The 19,464-nt window shown below is 62.0% G+C and carries 17 protein-coding genes; 8 read left to right on the top strand and 9 right to left on the bottom strand.

Annotated elements, in window-relative coordinates:
* Position 1 precedes the first annotated feature (1 nt).
* Genes U8326_RS03575 through U8326_RS03550 form a run of 6 tightly spaced genes read left to right on the top strand, consistent with a single transcriptional unit; the run spans position 2 to position 5,955 of the window.
* Positions 2–1,264, top strand: a complete 1,263-nt coding sequence (locus U8326_RS03575; protein ID WP_324742402.1) for an aromatic ring-hydroxylating oxygenase subunit alpha — start codon at positions 2–4, stop codon at positions 1,262–1,264.
* Positions 1,261–1,776 (top strand): aromatic-ring-hydroxylating dioxygenase subunit beta, encoded by a 516-nt coding sequence (locus U8326_RS03570; protein ID WP_324742401.1) that lies wholly within the window; start codon positions 1,261–1,263, stop codon positions 1,774–1,776. Before U8326_RS03575 ends, U8326_RS03570 begins: the two co-directional genes overlap by 4 nt.
* A gap of 14 nt (positions 1,777–1,790) precedes the next feature.
* On the top strand, positions 1,791–2,705 hold the full coding sequence (locus U8326_RS03565; RefSeq protein WP_324742400.1) for a VOC family protein: 915 nt from the start codon (positions 1,791–1,793) through the stop codon (positions 2,703–2,705).
* A 28-nt stretch (positions 2,706–2,733) separates the two neighbouring features.
* On the top strand, positions 2,734–3,453 hold the full coding sequence (locus U8326_RS03560) for an SDR family NAD(P)-dependent oxidoreductase (protein WP_324742399.1): 720 nt from the start codon (positions 2,734–2,736) through the stop codon (positions 3,451–3,453).
* 33 nt (positions 3,454–3,486) lie between these two features.
* Positions 3,487–4,323 (top strand): alpha/beta hydrolase, encoded by an 837-nt coding sequence (locus U8326_RS03555; RefSeq protein WP_324742398.1) that lies wholly within the window; start codon positions 3,487–3,489, stop codon positions 4,321–4,323.
* Positions 4,324–4,335: 12 nt separating this feature from the next.
* Entirely contained in the window at positions 4,336–5,955 is a 1,620-nt protein-coding gene (locus U8326_RS03550) for a long-chain fatty acid--CoA ligase (protein WP_324742397.1), read from the top strand.
* A gap of 29 nt (positions 5,956–5,984) precedes the next feature.
* On the opposite strand, the gene U8326_RS03545 is transcribed toward U8326_RS03550, so the two are convergent.
* From U8326_RS03545 to U8326_RS03515, 7 genes are all read right to left on the bottom strand, one after another.
* Positions 5,985–7,001: a phosphotransferase family protein gene (locus tag U8326_RS03545; RefSeq protein WP_324742396.1), complete on the bottom strand. Its 1,017-nt coding sequence runs from the start codon at positions 6,999–7,001 to the stop codon at positions 5,985–5,987.
* Positions 6,998–7,915: a DUF7064 domain-containing protein gene (locus tag U8326_RS03540; protein ID WP_324742395.1), complete on the bottom strand. Its 918-nt coding sequence runs from the start codon at positions 7,913–7,915 to the stop codon at positions 6,998–7,000. Before U8326_RS03540 ends, U8326_RS03545 begins: the two co-directional genes overlap by 4 nt.
* Before the next feature lie 66 nt (positions 7,916–7,981).
* Positions 7,982–8,719 (bottom strand): FadR/GntR family transcriptional regulator, encoded by a 738-nt coding sequence (locus tag U8326_RS03535; protein WP_324742394.1) that lies wholly within the window; start codon positions 8,717–8,719, stop codon positions 7,982–7,984.
* Positions 8,720–8,765: 46 nt separating this feature from the next.
* The gene (locus U8326_RS03530) at positions 8,766–9,923 is read right to left on the bottom strand and encodes a hypothetical protein (RefSeq protein ID WP_324742392.1); all 1,158 of its coding nucleotides are present in this window, start codon (positions 9,921–9,923) and stop codon (positions 8,766–8,768) included.
* Positions 9,920–11,566 carry an AMP-binding protein gene (locus U8326_RS03525; protein ID WP_324742391.1) on the bottom strand — a complete coding sequence of 549 codons (1,647 nt, stop codon included), beginning with the start codon at positions 11,564–11,566 and terminating at the stop codon, positions 9,920–9,922. The genes U8326_RS03530 and U8326_RS03525 overlap by 4 nt, the downstream gene beginning before the upstream one ends.
* Positions 11,559–12,365: an enoyl-CoA hydratase/isomerase family protein gene (locus U8326_RS03520; protein WP_324742389.1), complete on the bottom strand. Its 807-nt coding sequence runs from the start codon at positions 12,363–12,365 to the stop codon at positions 11,559–11,561. Before U8326_RS03520 ends, U8326_RS03525 begins: the two co-directional genes overlap by 8 nt.
* Positions 12,366–12,415: 50 nt before the next feature.
* Complete coding sequence (locus tag U8326_RS03515; RefSeq protein WP_324742388.1) at positions 12,416–14,671, bottom strand: TonB-dependent receptor; 2,256 nt, start codon at positions 14,669–14,671, stop codon at positions 12,416–12,418.
* Positions 14,672–15,049: 378 nt separating this feature from the next.
* Between U8326_RS03515 and U8326_RS03510 the strand changes: the two genes are divergently transcribed.
* Positions 15,050–15,706: a TetR/AcrR family transcriptional regulator gene (locus U8326_RS03510; RefSeq protein ID WP_324742387.1), complete on the top strand. Its 657-nt coding sequence runs from the start codon at positions 15,050–15,052 to the stop codon at positions 15,704–15,706.
* A gap of 112 nt (positions 15,707–15,818) precedes the next feature.
* Here the strand turns inward: U8326_RS03510 and U8326_RS03505 are convergent, their stop codons facing one another.
* Positions 15,819–16,514, bottom strand: a complete 696-nt coding sequence (locus U8326_RS03505) for a MerR family transcriptional regulator (protein ID WP_324742386.1) — start codon at positions 16,512–16,514, stop codon at positions 15,819–15,821.
* Between the two features lie 126 nt (positions 16,515–16,640).
* Here U8326_RS03505 and U8326_RS03500 point away from each other — a divergent pair, with 126 nt between their 5' ends.
* On the top strand, positions 16,641–17,762 hold the full coding sequence (locus U8326_RS03500) for an alkane 1-monooxygenase (protein ID WP_324742384.1): 1,122 nt from the start codon (positions 16,641–16,643) through the stop codon (positions 17,760–17,762).
* 248 nt (positions 17,763–18,010) lie between these two features.
* Here U8326_RS03500 and U8326_RS03495 read toward each other — a convergent pair whose 3' ends face one another.
* The gene (locus tag U8326_RS03495; protein WP_324742383.1) at positions 18,011–19,450 is read right to left on the bottom strand and encodes an aldehyde dehydrogenase; all 1,440 of its coding nucleotides are present in this window, start codon (positions 19,448–19,450) and stop codon (positions 18,011–18,013) included.
* Between the last annotated feature and the right edge of the window lie 14 nt (positions 19,451–19,464).

Here is a 19,464-nt window from a genome sequence, read left to right as displayed (position 1 = left end):
GATGGGCTTCGAAACGCGGATTATCAATGATGTCGACAAGTCGCAATTTCTTGTGCCTCGTCGCGCTTTCACGGACCCGGCGATTTTCGAGAAGGAATATCAGGCGATTTTCAATCGCTGCTGGCTCTATCTCGGCCATGCTTCCGAACTGCCGGAACCGGGCAATTTCGTAACCCGCACGGTCGCACGCCGGCCCATCCTGTTCACACGTGACCGGGCAGGCGAATTCCATGCGCTGTTCAATTCATGTCCGCATCGCGGTGCGATGGTTTGCCGTGAGCGCCACGGCAAATCGCCCGCCTTCATGTGCATGTATCACGGCTGGACCTTCGGCGCGGATGGCCACCTGATGACGCTGCCCGGCGCCTCCGGCTATGCCAAGGGGTTCAAGCAGGACCCGCAGAAGCAGATGACCCATGTCCCACGCCTGGCGCGTCGGGGCGACTTCTTCTTCATCAGCTTCGCCCAGGATGGCGAGGATCTGGACACTTATCTGGCGGACGCGGGCGATTATATCGACCTTGTCTCCCAGCACAGCGCCTCGGGCATGACGGTGGTGGGCGGCACCCAGGAATATGCCATTCGCGGGAACTGGAAGCTGCTCGCCGAAAACAGCTTCGACGGGTATCACGCCGCCTGCACTCATTCGACCTATCTCGAATATCTCAAGAACGCCAATGGCGCGCTGGGCGCGACCCCGCTGGAAGGCACGGGCATCGATCTCAAGAAAGGCCATGCGGTGATCGAATATGGCGCGCCATGGGGCCGCCCTATCGCAAGCTGGGTTCCGCTCTGGGGCGAAGAAGGCAAGGTGGAGATCGACAGGATCTACGGCGAACTGGTCGCGCGCCTGGGCGAGGCCCGCGCGGAACGCCTTGCGCGCAAGAATCGGAACATGGTGATTTTTCCCAATCTCGTCATCAACGACATCATGGCGATTACGGTGCGCACTTTCTTCCCCACCGCGGCGAATTACATGGAGGTGAATGCCTGGGCGCTTGCTCCCAAGGAGGAAAGCGAATGGCTGCGCAAATACCGTCTGTTCAATTTCACCGAATTCCTCGGCCCCGGCGGCTTCGCCACGCCTGACGATGTCGAGGCGATCGAGAAATGCCAGATCGGCTACGCGGTCGGAGATACCGGCCTCTACAACGATATTTCCAAGGGCATGGCACGCGACGGCGCCCCATCCTACGACGACGAAATGCAGATGCGCGCTTTCTGGATCGAGTGGGAACGCCGCTTGACGGAGTATGAAGGATGAGCCTGACGATGGAACGCACGATCGACGAGGCCACCTTGCTGCGATTGCAGGTCGAGAACCTTCTTATCCGCGAAGCCGACCTGCTGGACAGCTGGAAGCTGGACGAATGGCTCACTCTCTACACCGAGGACGCGCATTATTACGTGCCGCCCAGCGATGTGGACGGCGACACCGCCAGCCCCGATACCTCGCTGTTCTATGTGATCGATGACCGCAACCGCATGGAAGAGCGAGTCATTCGCCTAAAAAGCCAGGGGGCGCACAGCGAATGGCCGCGCTCCAAGGTCCGCCACATGGTCGGCAATGTCATCGCGCACAGGGATGACGGCATCATCCGCGCCAAGGCAAGTTTCATGGCTTCGCGCGCGAAGGACATAACCCACGACATCTTCGTAGGCCATTATCTCTACGAGATAGTCGAACGCGATGGCGAACTGAAGATCCAGAAGAAAACCTGCGTTCTGGATATGGAAGCCCTGCGCCCACACGCGCGCATCAGCATCATTCTGTGAATGGGGAATTTTCTATGACCCAGACCACCCAGCACCCGATCCGCTATTCCCGTCTGGGCTATGCCCGGCTTCAGGTCACGGATCTGGCGGCGTCCATCCACTTCTATGAAGATCTGGTCGGCCTCAAGCGCGATAGCGGGCCTGACGGCGAAGTCTGGCTGCGCTGCAGCGACAAGCCCTACGACCTGATCCTCACCGAAGGGCCGGAAGCCGGCCTGGCGGCCGTAGGCTTCGAACTGGAAAGCCGCGCCGAACTGGACAAGGCCTTCACGCATATCGAAACGCTCGGCTATGCGCCGAAATGGTCGCAGCCGGACGAGTGCGCCACGCGCAAGGTCGAAGCCGGCTTCACCTTCGTCAATCCGGACACGAACCTGCTGGTCGATTTCTATGTGGGCCAGGAAATCGCGCCGGACGCTTTCGAGCCGACCGTCGCCAGGATCGCCCGGCTGGGCCATGTCGTGCTGAATGTCGCGGATTACTCGAAGGCGCATAAATTCTGGATCGAGGATCTGGGCTTTGCCATCTCCGATCATGTCCCCGGCCGCATCGCCTTCATTCGCGCATGGCCCAATTCGCTTCATCACACCTTCGCATTGCTGCAGGGCGAAAGGGACAATCTCAATCATATCAACTTCATGGTCACCGATATCGACGATGTCGGCCGGGCAATGAACCGGATGAAGAAAGCCGATGTCCCGATCGTGTTCGGTCCGGGGCGGCATCTGCCCTCGACCAGCATCTTCATCTATTATCTCGACCCCGACCAGATGACGGTGGAATACAGTTTCGGCATGGAGGAGATCGAGGAAGTGGGTGGGCGTGAGCCTCGCATTCTCGAACCCAAGCCGGAAGTGCTCGACACCTGGGGCAGCCTGCCCGACCCGCGCTTCGGCAAGACCGGAAAGATCCTTGCACACCATGGCTGAGGGCGCGTTGCGGGGAAAAATAGCGGTCGTGACGGGCGCCGGACGGGGCATCGGCAAGGCCATCGGCAAGCGGCTTCACGATGAAGGCGCGCGGATCGTGCTGACCGATCTGCACGAAGAAAACGCCCGTGCCGCGGCTGATGACATCGGCGCGGCCGACGCCATCGCCTTCGGCGGCAATCTCGCAAGCGAGGAAGTCGCAGGCAGGCTGATCGCGCAGACTGTGGAGCGCTTCGGGCGGATCGATATTCTGGTGAACAATGCGGGCGGCGGTATTCTGCGGCCGTTTCTCGACCATACGCCGGAAACCCTGGTGGAAACGGTCGACCGCAACCTCTGGACAGCCATCTGGTGCAGCTGGCATGCCCTTCCCCACATGAAGGCCGCAGGATGGGGCCGCATCATCAATCTCGGGGCGGACAGCGTTCGCAATGGCCTCGTCGATCATGCGGCCTATAATGCGGCCAAGGGCGGCATGCATGGGATGACCACGGGCCTGGCGCGCGAATTCGCGCGCGACGGCATCACCGTCAACACCGTGGCGCCCTGCGTGGTCGATACACCGCAGGTAGAGGATATCCGCGCCGTGAACCCCGAAATGATCGAGAAAGTCTATTCGATCATTCCAATGGGCCGGGGCGCGAAGATGGAGGAAGTCGCCTCGATGGTGGCCTATCTCGCCAGGGACGAAGCCGCTTTCGTCACGGGTCAGGTCATCAGCGTCAACGGCGGCACCACGATGTTGTAAGTAGATTTCGAACAAGAAAGATTTGGAGAGACCGTGAGCGACAATCCCGAAATCGGCCAGAACGTCGATGTGAATGGCATCGGCACCAACTATATCACCGCAGGCAGCGGAACCCCGCTGATCCTTATCCACGGCTCCGGCCCGGGGGTGACAGCCTATGCGAACTGGCGGGGCGTTATCCCTGATTTCTCTCAGCATTTCCATTGTTACGCACCGGACACCCTGGGCTTCGGCTACACCGATTTTCCCGATGACATCGACGGTTTCTCGATGGATCGCTGGGTCGCTCACCTGATCGGCTTCATGGATGCCCTGGGTATCGCCAAGGCCCATTTCATCGGCAATTCCTATGGCGGGGCGTTGACCCTGGCGCTTGCAACACGACACCCGGACCGTGTCGGCGGGATCGTGCTGATGGGCTCGGCCGGCCGCGCGGAATTCCAGATGACCCAAGGCCTGCAGGAAGTCTGGGGCTATGAGCCGAGCATCGACAACATGCGCGAACTGATGCGGACATTCGCCCACGACCCCAGCCTGGTGAAGGAGGAAATCGTCCGCTCCCGCTACGAGGCCAGCATCCGGCCGGGCGCGCATGAGAAATATTCCAGCCTGTTTCCGGGGCCGCGCCAGCGCTGGCTGACGGAGCTGTCCACCAGCGATGACAAGCTGAGTGCGATGCCGCACCCGACGCTGATCGTTCATGGACGCGAAGACGTGATCGTCCCGGTCGAACGCTCGATCCGTTTCAATGAAGTCATTCCCAATAGCGAGTTGCATGTTTTCGGAAATTGCGGACACTGGACGCAGATCGAAATGCGCGAGCGCTTCGTGGAACTGGTCATCCCGTTCCTCAAGCGCATCGCGCTGTAAGGGAGAGTGGGAATGCTGCCGGGACTGATGCAGGATCGCCCCCTGGCGATCATCGATATACTCCGCTTTGCCGCGACGGCGCACGGCACGCGGGAAATCGTGTCGAAGAATGTGGACGAGCCGATCTGGCGCAGCGACTATGCCGGCACCATGCGGCGCGTGGCGCAAGCGGCGCATATGCTCGCAGGCCTGGGCTTGAAGGCGGGCGACCGGATCAGCACCCTCTCGTGGAATACGCACCGCCATTTCGAACTGTTCTATGCCGCGCCGGGCATGGGGCTTGTGGTCCATACCGCCAATCCCCGCCTGCCGGACGACCATCTGATCTACACCATCAACCATGCGGGCAGCCGGGTCCTGCTGCTCGACCGGAACATGGTGCCGATCTACGAGCGTATCCGCGACGAACTCAGCACTGTCGAAAAGGTGATACTGCTGACCGACAGCGAGCGCACGCTCGACGGCTACGAGGGCTATGAGGATCTGATAGCCGGGCAACCGGAAAGCTACAAATGGCCGGTATTCGATGAAAACACCGCCGCGTTCCTGTGCTACACTTCGGGAACGACCGGCGACCCGAAGGGCGTTCTCTACACCCACCGTTCGGTAGTTCTCCACGGCTTCGCGGCCGGCCTCAGCGGTGCGTTAGGCTTTTCCGCTTTCGACGTGGTGATGCCGTGCCAGTCGCTCTACCACGCAACCGCCTGGGGCCTGCCCTTCGCCGGGCCGATCAATGGCGTGAAATTCGTCTTCCCCTGCGACAAGTTCGATGGCGCAAGCCTGCAGAAGCTGATCGAGGATGAAGGCGTCACCTTCTCCGGCGGGGTGCCGACGATCTGGACCATGTATCTGGATCATCTGGAGCGCACCGGCGGTTCGCCGGGCACCTTGCAGCGCGTCATCATCGGCGGATCGGCCGTTCCGCGCGACATGGCGGTCGCCTTCGACAAGCTTGGCGTCACCGTCCAGCAAATCTGGGGCATGACCGAAACCTGCCCATTGGGGGTGGTCGCCACCTCCACCCCTGCCCTTGCGGAGCGGGGGCGCGACGCCGAGCTGGAACAGATCTGGACTCGTCAGGGCCGGATGATGTTCGGCATCGAGATGAAGATCGTCGATGAGGAAGGCAACGAACTGCCTCATGATGGCGAGGCTTCCGGGGCGCTGATGGTTCGCGGCCCATGGGTGCTGGAACGCTATTACCGGACCGACAAGAGCGCCTGCGACGCCGATGGCTGGTTCGATACCGGCGATATTTCAACCATCGACGAACTGGGCTTCATGCGGATCACCGACCGCAAGAAGGACGTGATCAAATCCGGCGGGGAATGGATCAGCTCGATCGACCTGGAAAACACCGCGGCAGGCTGCCCGGGGGTAAAGGTGGCCGCGGTCGCCGGCGTCTATCATCCAAAGTGGGAAGAACGGCCGATCATGCTGATCGAGGCGCATGACGGAGTGGAGCTTTCCGAAGACAGCGTGCGCGCCTATCTCGAAGCCCGGATCGCCAAATGGTGGATGCCGGATCGGATCTTCTTCGAACCCGTCCCGATGACGGCCACCGGCAAGATCGACAAGAAGGTGATCCGGGACCGGCATGGCAACGCGCTGAACGATCTGGAAACGAGCTGACCCCCGGCGTTTTGCCCGGGATTATACCCTCAGGCCGGCAGCCCCGCATGATGAGCCGCTTCCGCCAGAAAGCGGGCGACATGGCTGTCATCGTCGAAATAGGGATCGTCGCCCTTGCGCCGCGAATAGGCATAAAGGGCGGCCAGCTTCCAGTTCACCATCGCCAGGAACCAGCCAAGATTGCTGAGATCGGCTCCGGTATCCTCGCGATACCGGCCGGCCAGTTCCGAAGTATCCGGAAAGCCTTCGGCAAGGCAGGCCGTCGCCAGATCCTGCACCGGGGTGCGTGACCGCCCTTCGCGGGGGAGCGAAGCCACCACATAGGCGAAATCCATCAGCGGATCGCCGATGGTCGCCAATTCCCAATCCAGCACCGCCGCGATACGCGGAGTTTCGCCCGGCGCCCAGATCACATTGCCGATCCGGCAATCATTATGGATCAGCGCGGCGCCGCTCTCGACCGGGCAATAGGCCTCAAGCCAAGCGTGGATTGGCGCGAATTCGGGGAAGAGGCTGCCTTCCGCGTCCCGGACCAGAGACGAAAGCCGCGCAAGATGGCGCGCGTTGAATCCCTCAGGGCGCCCAAGCGTTTCAAGGCCTACTCCGCGCCAGTCGACGGAATGGAGGCGAGAAATGACATCGACCTGCTCGAATCCCATCGCTCGGGCCTGCTCGGGCCGTGCGAAGCGCTGAGGCATTTGCGTGGTGACGACATCGCCGTCCACCAGGCTCATCACGTAAAACGGAACGTCCAGCAATTCGCCAGCGTCGACCACCACATGCACTTCCGGCACCGGCACTCCGCTGCCCGCAAGCGCCGACAGAATCCGCGCTTCGCGCTTCACGTCATTGGAGCCGGGGGGAAATGGCGGCGGAGGCGGACGGCGTAGAACCAGGGGACTGGATGCCCCCTCGATCCGGTATGTCAGGTTGGAGTGGCCATCCCCAATGGGAACCGGCCGCAAATTCCCGTCACCCGCCAGGCCAAGCTCGCCAAGAATGCGGGCCAGGCCGGTAAGCGTTTCGTCATCCCATTGCCAGCTCATCCAGTCGAACCTGTCTCGATAAGATGATCCAGATAGGATTGATGCCATTGCGTCTCGAACTGGCCAAGCCCCGCCACGCCATCGATTGTTGCGGAGCAGGCCGCTTCCTGAATAACCGTGCCGATCTTGTCGCCAGTCGGCAATTTGATCAGTCCGAAGCGTTCCAGCACCAGTGCGGTTTCCTTCCCTTCCGCATCGACCAGCACCGCATCCAGCCTGCGCTGGCTCATGTCGGGATCGTATCTGGCGCTCTGGCGAATGGTCGCAACCGGAATCGTCCGCCCATCGCGATGCACGAAGCCGGCGCAGCCCATCTCGCCCCGCGCGATCCAGATCCAGCCGTTCAAGGTAATCGAGCCATCGGGCGTATAGGCGCAGAACCATTTCCAGTGCTGGGGCATTCCCCAGTTGCGGTTGCCCCAACTGTGATCGCGATGGCCGGGCTGGTCGAACTCCAGCCGCTTGCCCTTGGCCTCGATCCAACCCTTGATCCGCCCGCCCTGCTCGAACCTGTTGCGCGCCATCCACTGCGGCAGGCCATCCGGATTGGCATGATAGCTGAAGGGCGCATGGCTGCCGGTGAAGGTGAAGTCGAACTTCATCCGCTCCCCGTCATAGGCGAGCCGCGCAGGCGCACCCAGCCCCGTGTTCTGCAAGGACAGGCTGCCCAGCTGAAAATCGTCGAAATCCATGCCCTGCGGGATTTCGCCCTCCGTGCGGTCGAAGCCCAGGGGCTTGCCTTCGCCCCAGAGGATGACGTTGAAGCCGGCTTTCCCCTTGGCTGTCACATACAGATAGGCCTGGAAGCCCAGCTGCTCCTCGCCGAACATGGTTTGCCAGAACAGCGAATCCCGCATCTTGCCCGATTCATCGGGCGAATGACGCAGATAATCCTTTTCTTCGAAATGGCTCATGAGCCTCTCCTGGGGGAATGGTGGCTGGCCTGTAGCAGGAGCGGCCGAATGGTCCAACCATTCAAATCAGATTGCCGGTCCTTCGAGATCGGCCCTTTCCAGCACATAGCGGGTAGTCACCGACAAATGGCTGGCAAACGCCTCCTTGGCGGAATCGGCATCGCGGTTCCGCAGATGCGCGACAATTACGCGGCGTGGAGAGACGAGATCTATCACGGTCGGCAAGCCAAGCCTGTTGAGCACTTCGGCCATGATTGCGGAAACCGTATCGATCACCAGCTCGAGAACGGGATTATGGGACGATTTTCCCAGAAGGCGATTGAAGCGCATGACAGGTTCGGTCGTCACCGAAGGATCGCCGGTCGCAATGGCTGCCGCCATTTCCTCGATATTCGCATCGAGCCGGGCGAAATCCTCTTCGGTCGCGCGTTCCACCGCCAGGTCGATCGCCAGCAGCAGCAAGCTGCGCCGAACCACCATGATGTCGGCCAGCGGCATTCGCCCGAGAATAATCATGTCATGCAGGGAACGGGCGATGCCATCCGCGCTTCGTTCACGGACGAAAGCGCCGCCCGACGTTCCCTTGGCGAAGCGCAGCACCCCCGACGTTTCCAGTGCCCGCAAACCTTCGCGAACGGCGGAGCGGCTTGCCGAATATTTGCTCGAAAGCTCCCGCTCGCTCGGCAATCTGTCGCCGGGCGCCAGTTCCCCGGCTTTTATGTCTGCAAGAACCGCATCGCGAACCTTCTCGAAAACGCGCTCTTTCTGGGCGGCGGGGCGTTTCTTGAGGGAAGTGGAGTTCATGGAAACTCGACTTACCTTCTCTGCCAGAGCCGAACAAGTGTCGGCATCAAAACGCGTCCAGAGACTCCCAGTCATCTACGGCTGCCGCAAGCCTTGCGGTAAACGCCAGGGCCGTCTTGGGCGGCTGCATGTCCGGCATTTCGGGAACCGGAGCGACCGTCATGGTCCAGAAGGCCAGCGCGGTCATGATCGCCTGGCGGCAAATGGCCTTCGCATCTTCAAGCGAAATATCCTGGCCGCCCTGCCTCTTCAGCTCCGCGAGATAATGGGCAAGCAGTTCATCCTGAGAGGCGCGGCGTTCATCCACCGAAAGCCCGGCCACAAGGCAATAGGCCAGATCCCGCCCCCAATGTCCCCGATGGACCACCCCCCAATCGCCCAGCCCGAGCGTGCCGTCCTCAAGCCGATACCAATTGTGCAGATGAACATCGCCATGGCCAAGGCCGCGCGGCAACCTCGCCTGGGTTTCAAGCGAGGCCAGCGTTGCCGGCCAGATCCTGTCGCGATTATCCCACAGGCGCGGCGGGACAAGCGCGCGGGCATGGGCATGTTCCAGCCCTTCCCGGCAAGCCCGCTCGAGATTGACGATCATCAGCCCGCGAAACCGCTCCTCCCAGGTCGGCAGGGCGGCGAAACGTTCGGCAAGATCCGGCGCGCCTGCCCATCGTCCGTGCAGTTTGGCCAGAAGCGACAATTGCTCGCGCATCAATTCCGGCGATCCGTCGCGCTCCAGGTCCAGGAACCTGCCCTTCCCGCGCAAATCTTCCAGCACGATGATCGAGTTGAAGCTCCGCGGGTCGTAATCGGCATGAAACGCGAAGGGCACTTCGAAATCCACATGCGGCCGCACATGCTTGTAGAAGCCGACTTCGCAGCGAATGGCTCCGGAATGGGCCAACATCAGCCGGTTGCGCAGACCGCTCGTCGCCTTGCAAAATACGGACGCCGGCAACCCCGCCTGCTGCCCGGCCGCGTTATACTCCAGTTCGATACGGCGCCGATTGTTGGTGCCTTCGTCAGGCTCGTCCAGTTCATGCGCGACCACTTGCGCGCCCGGCACATCGCGGCAAACGATCCCGGTCAGCCACTCATCCGTGATGCACTCGTAATTCGCCGGAATATCGGCAGCCGTAACCGCAGGCCTGGCCTCGGCCTGTTCCTTCGCGAACAGTTCGCGAATTTGCGGTTCGAGCGGGAGCGTCACAGTCTTTCCAGATTCATTTCGCGGCGCAGAGCGACCTTGTCGAGCTTTCCGGTCGGCGTCTTGGGCAGGCTGTCCACCCATTCGATCCGCTCCGGCAGCCACCACTTCGCGACATGGCTTTGCATGTGCCGGCGCAACTCGTCATCGCCGGGGCGATCGGGCGCATCCGGCTCGCCTACGCAAATCAACAGCGGCCTTTCCTGCCACCGGGGGTCCGGGATGGCGATCACCGCCGCTTCCCTTACGCCGGGATGGCTCGAAGCCGCCGCCTCGAGCTGAGGGGAGCTTATCCATTCCCCGCCGGACTTGATCGCATCCTTTGCGCGATCCACGATCTCGATCGTCGCATCCGGATGGATCACGCCGATGTCGCCCGTATCCAGCCATTCCCGCACGGGGCCTTCTTCATCCATGTAGCGCCCGCAGACGGTAGCGCCGCGAACCTGGAGCAAACCCCGGCTACTGCCGTCATGCGGCAATGGATTGCCCTGTTCATCGACAAGCCGGAATTTCGCCTGGAACGCCACCCGCCCCTGCCTGCTCACGGCGAGCTGCCGCTGAGTCGAAGCATCGAGAGCCGCCGAGCCGCGCGGCGGAGCGCCACGGGCCGCGCCCGGAACTTCGGTCATGCCAAAGCTCTGTCGCGAGGTAATGCCCTTTTCGGCCAAGGCGTCCGCCACGGCAGGCGGCAGCGGCGTTCCCGCCACAAGGGCGGTGCGCAGGCTGGTATGTTCGATGCCGCGCCGGTTCATCTCGCCGATGACATCGAGCCAGATCGTCGGCACCGCACCGGCCAGAGTGACCTCTTCCGAAAGGATCAGATCGAGCACCGCCGCCGCATCCAGCCGCCGCCCCGGCAGCACCAGCTTCTGGCCATTCAAGGGCGCCGTGAACGGCATCATCCAGGCATTGGCGTGATACATCGCCGCGATCGGCAGCACCGTCTCCGCTTCGCCGCCGATGCTGGTAGCATACATGTCCGCCATGGACATGTTCATCGCGGAAAGGGTTATCGAACGATGGGAATAGATCACCCCCTTCGGCCGCCCGGTCGTGCCGGAGGTGAAGCAGATCGTGGCGGCACGATCTTCCTCGAAGCCGGGCCAGCGAATGTCCGCCGCCGCATCTCCCAGAAATTCGCCGATTGTGACGATCCCCGGCAGCGCCTCGGCCCCGTCAGGCAGCGTGTCTCCGAAGAACACCCACCGCTTGATGACCGGGGCAAGCGGCGCAAGTTCCAGCGCCAGCGCGACATTTCCCGCATCGAGGAAGCACAGATCGTCGCCGACTTTCTCCGCCATGTAAGCGAGATCATCCGCGGTCAGACGGGGATTCAACGTGTGCAGAGGGATACCCAGGCCGAGCACACCGTAGAATAACCCGAGGTGATCGAGCGTATTCCAGGCCAGAGACGCAATCCGGGCATTCTCGTCATAGTCATGCGCGATGAGCGCGTTCGCGATGCGCGCGCTCCTGGCCCGGATGAGGCTCCAGTTCTCTCGCTGCAGACTGTCGTCGAGCCTGCGGCCGACCACTTCGACATGCCCGTGATAGTCGGCGGCGTAATCGATCAGTTCGGACAGCAGCATGGGAACATTCATCATGCCCCCTGCCAATGCGCCCCGGCGAGGTATGTCACTCATCCCGATAATCCGGCTTGCGCTTTTCGAGAAAGGCCGAGACCGCTTCCCTGTGGTCGGCAGTGCCCAGCAGCAGGGTCTGCTGAATATCCTCCATGGCGAGAGCCGCAGCCAACCCATTGCAATCGACCAATTGATTGAGGGATTCCTTGGTCAGCCGAAGGCCCATCGGCGATGCGGCCAGCATTCGCCCTGCCCATTCCTCGCCCACCCGGTCGAGTTCGTCCGGATCGGCAATTTCCGCCACCAGCCCGAGTTGACAGGCGCGCTCCGCCTGAATGAAATCGCCGGTGAACATCAGCGCGGCCGCCGCCGACCAGCCGATCAGCCGTGGCAGCATATAGCCCGAACCCATATCCGGGCCGCCCAGGCCGACCTTCAGATTGGCCACGTTCATCCGCGTATCGGGCGTCGCGAGGCGGACATCGGCCGCCAGCGCGATCGAGAAGCCGCCGCCGCAGACCGGCCCTTTCAGCAGGGCGATGATCGGCTGGGGGCAATCGCGCATCGCGGCCACGATGCCGGACGCGATCTTCTGAATCCGCACCTGCTTCTGCGCCCGGCCGGGGCCATCGGGAACCATGGCATCGGAATTCAGATCGGCCCCGGCGCAGAATGCGCGCCCCTCGCCGCGCAGCAATACCACCCTGACATCATGCCGGCCGCGCAGCGCAGTGAAGCAGGCCGCCAATTCCTCCATCAGGCCGGGATTCAGGGCATTGAGGCGATCCGGCCGGTCCAGAGTGACGATGCCGATCTCTCCGCGCTGCTCGAAGCGTAGAAACTGATATGTGATGACCATGCTCCCGAATAAAATTCCGGCCGGGCGGCAACCGCCCGGCCGGGCATCGATCAATATTTGTAGCCGATGGTTATGCCATAGGTTTGCGGCTCGCCATACAGGTTGATGACCTGCCCCGGCAGGGCCAGGATCGTCCTGCGGTAGAGCTTGTCGGTGATGTTCCGCCCCCACACCGAAGCATAGAAGCCGCCCATGTTGTAGGTGATCCGCGCATTCAGCAGGCCATACCCGTCCTCCACGGTCAGCGGGATGGTCGTCCCGTAGGCAAGCTGGCCTTCGCCCGGCTCATGATAGAACTTGCTGATGTAGGAATAGTCGGCCCGGAAGGTGACATCGCTCTCATCCCCGATCGGCAGGACATACTCGCCGCTCAGATTGAGCGAATGCTTGGGAGCGCGCACCATGCGGGTGCCGCCAAAATCGGCGCCGCTGGGGAAGGCGGCAGTCGGCGGGCCAAGATACCTGTCATACTTCGCATCGGTGTAGGCATAGGCCGCGTTGAAGGTCAGGCCCTTGACCGGCTCCAGGCTGACTTCGAGTTCCGCGCCCTTGATCTCGCTGGTGCCGGCATTGGTGATGAGGCTCGGCGTCGAACCGTCCGGCAGCTGGACAACCGTCGAAACCTGCAGGTTCTTGTAATCGTAGTAGAATGCAGCGGCGTTGACGCGCGCCAACCCGCCGCCCCAGACGGATTTGACGCCTACTTCATAGGCGTCGATCTCTTCCGGCTGGAAAATCAGGCCGGCCTGGGTCGCGGTGAGCGGGGTGTATTGATAGCCGCCCGATTTGAAGCCCTGGCTATAGGTCGCGTAGAGATTGAGGTCGCGATTGGGCCGGTAGGAAAGCGTGATCTTCGGATCGAAGCTGGTGAACTTGACCTTGGGATTGTCGACCAGGAAATTGGCCGGAACCAGCGGCAGGGCGTCGGTAGTCGTCCCGCCCAGCTGCGCGCGCTTCCTGTCTTCGGTGTAGCGCCCGCCCAGGGTCAGATCCAGGGTAGGCGTGATGTGGAAGGTCGCTTGCCCGAACACCGCGGTGCTGGTGGTCTTGTAATTGCCGAAGGTAACGTCGACCCCGCCTTCGCCGACTATGCTGTCCGGCCCGAAATCGAAGGTGTCGGAATGGAAGCTCTTGTCGTGGTAGTAATAGACGCCGACGATCCAGTCGACCAGCCCGCCCAGCGACAACGATCCGTTCGGATCGGACACGAGACGGAATTCCTGGGTGAACTGCTTCGACCGCTCCGCCGTGATCTGGCGGATGACATCGTTGCTGGTGTTGTCGAAATCGCGATCGTCTGTGTATTTCATCTTGCGATAGGACGTCACCGAAACGAAGGAAGCCCCGCCCAGATCGATGTCGACCTTGCCGGTGAAAGAATCGATATTCCGGTCGAAGGCCGGGTCGGTGGTGTAATACTGCTTGTAGGGGTTATCGCTCAGGGTCTGCTGGCCGTCATTGGCGTTGCCGAGCAGCGTATTGGTCGGATCGAGCACATTGCCGATGCTCTCGCCCTGGAACGAGCGCCCCTTGTCGCGCATGATCTCGCCGATCAGGTCGATCTTGACGTTGTCGGACGGATTGATCTCGAAACGCAGGCGGCCGCCCCAATTGTCCAGGCCCTGCGGGCGATTGCCCGTAGTAAGGTTCGTGACATAGCCATCCCGCTTGGAATGCCAGAGCGCCGCGCGCGCCTTCAACACATCCCCCGCGATCGGGCCGGATATAGCGCCGAACACGTCGATATAATCGTAATTGCCGTAAGTGCCCTCGAACTCCGCCGACAGCTCGTCGGTGGGCGCCTTGGTGAGGACGTTGATCGCGCCGCCGATGGTGTTGCGGCCATACAAGGTGCCCTGCGGCCCTTTCAGCACTTCGACGCGCTCAATATCCTTGAGCGCGCCCAGCACCGCGCCGGTGCGGCCGAGATAGCTTTCATCGACGAACACGCCGACCGAGGATTCGCTGCCCGGGTCGAACTGGCGGGTGCCGATGCCGCGAATATAGAGCTGCGGCCGGCTGGCGCCGAAGCCGCCCGCATAGAAGCCGGGAACGCGCGGGGCCACATTGGTGATGTCGAGCACGCCCGACTTGGCCAGGGCATCGGCATCGAGCGCGCTGATGGTTGCCGGAATATCCTGCAAGCGCTCCGCCCGCCTCTGCGCGGTGACGACGATTTCTCCGGCACCGAATGTTTCGGCCGCCGGGTCCGGCGCTGAATTGCTGGCCGCCTGCGCCATCGCAGCGGCGGGAATAGCTACGGAAGCGCACAACAGGCCCCGCACAAAGGTTCTGGTAAAGCTCATGACCTTCTCCCTGATATGCATCCTCATGATCGGGATTGCATTGGTAGGACCAATGCGGCACGAGCAGTATTTGTCAAGCACGGGGCGAAGGCCGCAAACCCCGCAAAACCTCGGAATACGAATTTTTACCCTTTATAATCATCGTATTGAGAGGACAGTTGCAGGATTGCAACATGCGGACGCAAATTGCGTGGCAGGCCGGCCTCCACGATCCGCCGCCATGGGTGCCCAGCCTCCCATGCAGGCGGCCGCCCGGACCGCCGTGCCGGCCCTTGAACCTTTTCATTTGCAGGACTTGTCGCAAGTGCGACACATGATTAGTTCCACATTCCATGCAATCGAACTGGTTCCGGCGCATATCTGGCTAGATGGAAACGAATGACCCGAGCAAAACCGGAACAGGATCTGCCCAGCAAGGCTAACCGGCAGCGCCGTTCGCAAGCCGAACGCAGCGAAGCCATGCGCACCAGGCTGGCCGCCGCCGCCTATCAGACCGTGGCCAAGGGCGGCCTGAACGCCTTGCGGCTTCGCTCCGTCGCCGAAACAGCGGGCGTATCGCAGGGCGCGCTGCTGCATCATTTCCCTGACAAGAATGCGGTGGTCCTCGCCGCCATCGAAACGGCGCTGGAACTCGCCCGGGAAGACAGCAACGAATATCTCTCCACCTCGCAGAACGGCCGCGAAGCGCTGCTGCGCGCCATGCTGGCGGAGTTCCGGGCCTTTTTCTTCAGCGATCGCTTCTGGGTGGCGATCGGGATCACCATCGAAACCGTGAAGGACGAGACGTTCTTCTCTTCCGTGCGAAGCCGCGTCGCGGTGCTGCGCAAGCCGGTTTACGATGCGTGGGAAGAACGGCTTATCCAGGGCGGGTGGACGCCCAAGCAGGCTGCGCGGGACGTGCGGGGAGGCGCGGCGATCATATCCGGCCTCGCCATTCGCCGCTTCTGGGCCGATGTCGACAATGTCGCGGACGAGATCATCGAGGAATGGGTGGCCGATCGGCTGGAGCGCCAGCTTTCTTCCGGATCAGATTGACCCGCTCATCCTGAGGAGCCGACAAGCGAAGTCGAAGCGGCGTCTCGAGGGATGGTCCCAGGAAGGATGGCCCAAGACGGGGCCTGCGCCAGGTTCAGGCTCGGTAGGGGACTTAGCCCTCCCTGGTGCGTTGGCCGATGTTTTTCAGGAATGCCTTGAGCCGGATCAGCCCGAAGAAATCGAGCATGGTCGGTAGCGCGAACTCGAGCATGTTCGCCGCCTCGACCTCGTCGATACGGCCCTCCACCCGCTCCAGGAACAGCCGGGCCTCGTTGCCCGCGACGATTTCCGCAGCCTCGATATAATAGCCCAGAATATCCGGCGGAAAGCCGTTATTCTCGTCGAATCCGGCCTCCCTCATGCGGCCCCAGATCGTCACCAGGCCAGCGTCCGTAATGCTCATCACGCACCCTTCGGGAGTTTGCGTGAGGTCGATCACGCCAATGCGCGCCAGCGCCTCCGCGTCGATCCGGGCGTAGGGATTTTCCTCAAGCATCGTCTCAAGGGAAATCTGGCGGTTTTCCACTCCGACGCGCAGCGCCACCAGTTCTTCCAGATGCGGAAAGGCCGAAGCGCCAAGCGGGCTGGACGATCCCGTTCCATCGAGCAGGGACTTGATCTGCTCCAGCGTCATGCCCGACTGCCGGTGCAGTTTGCGAACTGCGAGAATCGCGCGAACGTGATCCTCGCCATAGTCGGCGACATTCCGGGCAGGGCGTTCAGGTTCAGGCAAGAGGCCTTTGCGAAAATAAACCCGTATGGTTTCGCGGTTGACCCCCGTCCTGGTTTCCAGGTCGCGCATTTTCATGGATCAGCCCCATAGGGATGCCAGATGGATTTGTCTCTACCGCAGTGATATTTTGGATTGCGTTACATGACAATTTTGCGTATACAAAAAACGTGAAATTGATCGCGAAATGCGATGGAGAGGAATATGGACTACGCACGTTATTATCTCGGCCCGCTGCTGCAACTGGGCGTTATCGCCAGTTTTGTGGTGGGCGGCTCCTGGGTCTGGCTCGGCATCGCGAGCCTTCCCATTCTCGGCCTGATCGATTCGGTTTTGCCGAATGACTTCGCTATCCGGAAGGTCCGGAACAAGAGCCTGGCGGATATTCCCGTGTGGATGAGTTCGCTGCTCGGCCCCGTGCTCTATCTTGCCGCCGCTTACTGGGTCGTCACCAATCCCGGAGCGCCGGCCCATCAATATGTCGGCGTCATTCTCTCGCTCGCCTGGCTCAGCGTCGTTCCGCTGGTTCCGGCGACGCACGAACTCTACCATCAGCGCGGCAAGATCCGCCGTTTCGTGGGGCAGTACTGCCAGGTCTGCTATCTCGATGCGACCCGCGAAATCGCGCATGTCGTGGGCCATCACATCCATGTCGCGACCGACAAGGATGGCGACACAGCTCCGCGCGGGGAATCGCTCTACAGCTTCACGCCCAAGGCGGTCGTGCACAGCACGAAGGAAGCCTGGCTGACCGAAGCGGACAATCTCGAAAAGATGGGCAAGGCACGCTGGGGCCTCGGTCATCGCCTGTGGAAGGCGATCCTGGCCCAGGTGATCTTCCAGTCCATCATCTTCATGATCGGCGGCTGGACGGCCGTGGCCGTGGCCTTTGCCGGCATGATCGGCGCCCGCTTCTGGATCGAGAGCTTCAACTACTTCCAGCATTATGGCCTGATCCGCACGCATGACGGCGCTATCAATCGCCGCCATGTCTGGAACCACCTCAAGCCGCTTTCACGCATCTTCGGCTTCGAGATCACCAATCATGCCGATCATCACACCAACAGCTTCGCCGCCTATCACGAGCTGAAGCCGGACACGAAGTGGATACCGATGCCCAGCGTGTTCGTGTGCTTCTTCTCGGCCCTGATCCCGCCGGTGTGGCACAATATGGTGATCAAGCCGGCCTTGCAGCGCTGGGACAACGAACTTGCGACGCCCGAGGAATTGGCGCTGGCCAAGGAGCAGAACCGCCGCGCCGGCTGGCCGGACTGGTTCCAGAACAACGATAATGATGTATCGGGCCAGTCTGCGGCCGCAGCCTGAACTCGCACCTTTTCATCGCATGAAATGAAGCGCGGCTGGCAATTCCGGCCGCGCTTTTTTTATGTCCCGAGCGCAGCCGCCGCTACAGGCGCTTGCCCTGCCCGACGATAGCGCTGGCTATTCGGCATGAAGCCTGCCAGCGCTCACAGTCTCACACAGGGCCTCTCACACAGGATCGCGGCCCTCCAAAGCAAAGGCGCGGCTGCCACCGGGCAACCGCGCCTGCTTGCGACCCATGGAACTGAAAATCAGCCCATCACATAGATCGATTTCAGCTTCTGATAGGCGCCTACGGCTTCCGGGCCGAATTCCCGGCCGATGCCGCTGGCCTTGACCCCGCCGAACGGCGCGCCGAGCGACGGCATATAGCCGTTCACGCCGACCGTGCCGCTGTCCACCTTGTCGGCAATCGACTTGGCGTGTTCGCTGTCCGCGCTCCAGACCGAGCCGCCCAGGCCATATTCACTGTCATTGGCGATGCGAACCGCCTCGCTCTCGCCATCATAGGGAATAACGGAAAGGACCGGCCCGAATATCTCTTCCTGGGCAATGCGGGCGGAATTGTCGACGTCAGCGAACACGGTCGGCTCGATGAAGAAACCGCTGTTCTGGTCCGCCGGACGGCCGCCCCCGGCCACCAGGCGCGCTTCGTCCTTGCCGATCTCGATATAGGATTGCACCCGGTCGCGATGCGCACTGGACGCCATCGGGCCGACATGCGTTTCCGGATCGAGCGCATTGCCCACGTTCAGCGATTTCGCGAAATCGGCCAGCGCGCCCACCACCTCGTCATAGCGCTTCTTCGGCGCCAGCACGCGCGTGCCGTTATAGCAGGTCTGCCCATTGTTGAGCATGCAGGCCATCGGCACGCCCTGGAGGAAGGAACCGATATCCACGTCTTCGAGCAGGATCGCGGCGGACTTGCCGCCAAGTTCCAGCGTCACCGGGCGGAGCAGTTCGCCACAGGCGGCCGCGATCTTCCGGCCGGCCGCGGTGGAACCCGTGAACGCCACCTTGTCCACACCCGGATGGTTGACCAGATAGGCGCCCGCTTCACGCTCGGCCGTGACCCAGTTGAGCACGCCCGCCGGCACGCCCGCCTCCAGCGCGGCTTCCGCCAGGATATAGCTGTCGAGAACCGTGCCGGGCGACGGCTTGATAACGACGGTGCAGCCGGCGGCCATGGCCGGCGCGATCTTGTTGAGGGCAAGAGTGACCGGGAAGTTCCAGGGAACGATCGCCGCGGCCACGCCGACCGGCGCGCGCCTCACCAGCGTTTCCTTGCCCATCTGGGAGGGGCGGACATCGGGCTGGCCGATGGTTTTCGCCAGTTCCGCGTAATACTGGATCACGCCGACACCGAACTGCCCTTCGAGCTGGCTGCTGAGGGCGATGGGCATGCCGTTCTGAACGCTCACCGCTTCGGCGAGATCGGCACCACGCGCCGCGACCGCAGCCATGAAGCGCTCCATCACCGCCGCGCGTTCAGCAGGTTCCGCGGTCGCCCAGCCGGAATTGTCGAAAGCGTCGCGCGCCGCCGCGACCGCGGCGTCGATGTCCGCCTCGACCGCTTCAGGCACCGTGCCGATTTCTTCCTCGGTCGATGCGTTGACGAGCGTGAAGGTCCGGCTGGTGGACGGCTTCACCCACTCATTGCCGATAAAGAAACTGTCTCTGCTGGTAATCATCGATTTCTCCTCTC

The sequence above is a fragment of the Tsuneonella sp. CC-YZS046 genome (genome assembly GCF_035581365.1).
GTDB lineage: Bacteria > Pseudomonadota > Alphaproteobacteria > Sphingomonadales > Sphingomonadaceae > JAWKXU01.
The sequence above is the reverse complement of the archived record's forward strand: the minus strand, read 5'-3'. Positions and strand labels throughout refer to the sequence as shown.

What these genes read in the sequence shown, in the direction of transcription:
- U8326_RS03575 (WP_324742402.1), top strand. Translation starts at nt 2, where the DNA reads ATGGGCTTCGAAACGCGGATTATCAATGATGTCGACAAGTCGCAATTT.
- U8326_RS03570 (WP_324742401.1), top strand. Translation starts at nt 1,261, where the DNA reads ATGAGCCTGACGATGGAACGCACGATCGACGAGGCCACCTTGCTGCGA.
- U8326_RS03565 (WP_324742400.1), top strand. Translation starts at nt 1,791, where the DNA reads ATGACCCAGACCACCCAGCACCCGATCCGCTATTCCCGTCTGGGCTAT.
- U8326_RS03550 (WP_324742397.1), top strand. Translation starts at nt 4,336, where the DNA reads ATGCTGCCGGGACTGATGCAGGATCGCCCCCTGGCGATCATCGATATA.
- U8326_RS03545 (WP_324742396.1), bottom strand. Translation starts at nt 7,001, where the DNA reads ATGAGCTGGCAATGGGATGACGAAACGCTTACCGGCCTGGCCCGCATT.
- U8326_RS03540 (WP_324742395.1), bottom strand. Translation starts at nt 7,915, where the DNA reads ATGAGCCATTTCGAAGAAAAGGATTATCTGCGTCATTCGCCCGATGAA.
- U8326_RS03535 (WP_324742394.1), bottom strand. Translation starts at nt 8,719, where the DNA reads ATGAACTCCACTTCCCTCAAGAAACGCCCCGCCGCCCAGAAAGAGCGC.
- U8326_RS03525 (WP_324742391.1), bottom strand. Translation starts at nt 11,566, where the DNA reads ATGAGTGACATACCTCGCCGGGGCGCATTGGCAGGGGGCATGATGAAT.
- U8326_RS03520 (WP_324742389.1), bottom strand. Translation starts at nt 12,365, where the DNA reads ATGGTCATCACATATCAGTTTCTACGCTTCGAGCAGCGCGGAGAGATC.
- U8326_RS03515 (WP_324742388.1), bottom strand. Translation starts at nt 14,671, where the DNA reads ATGAGCTTTACCAGAACCTTTGTGCGGGGCCTGTTGTGCGCTTCCGTA.
- U8326_RS03510 (WP_324742387.1), top strand. Translation starts at nt 15,050, where the DNA reads ATGACCCGAGCAAAACCGGAACAGGATCTGCCCAGCAAGGCTAACCGG.
- U8326_RS03505 (WP_324742386.1), bottom strand. Translation starts at nt 16,514, where the DNA reads ATGAAAATGCGCGACCTGGAAACCAGGACGGGGGTCAACCGCGAAACC.
- U8326_RS03500 (WP_324742384.1), top strand. Translation starts at nt 16,641, where the DNA reads ATGGACTACGCACGTTATTATCTCGGCCCGCTGCTGCAACTGGGCGTT.
- U8326_RS03495 (WP_324742383.1), bottom strand. Translation starts at nt 19,450, where the DNA reads ATGATTACCAGCAGAGACAGTTTCTTTATCGGCAATGAGTGGGTGAAG.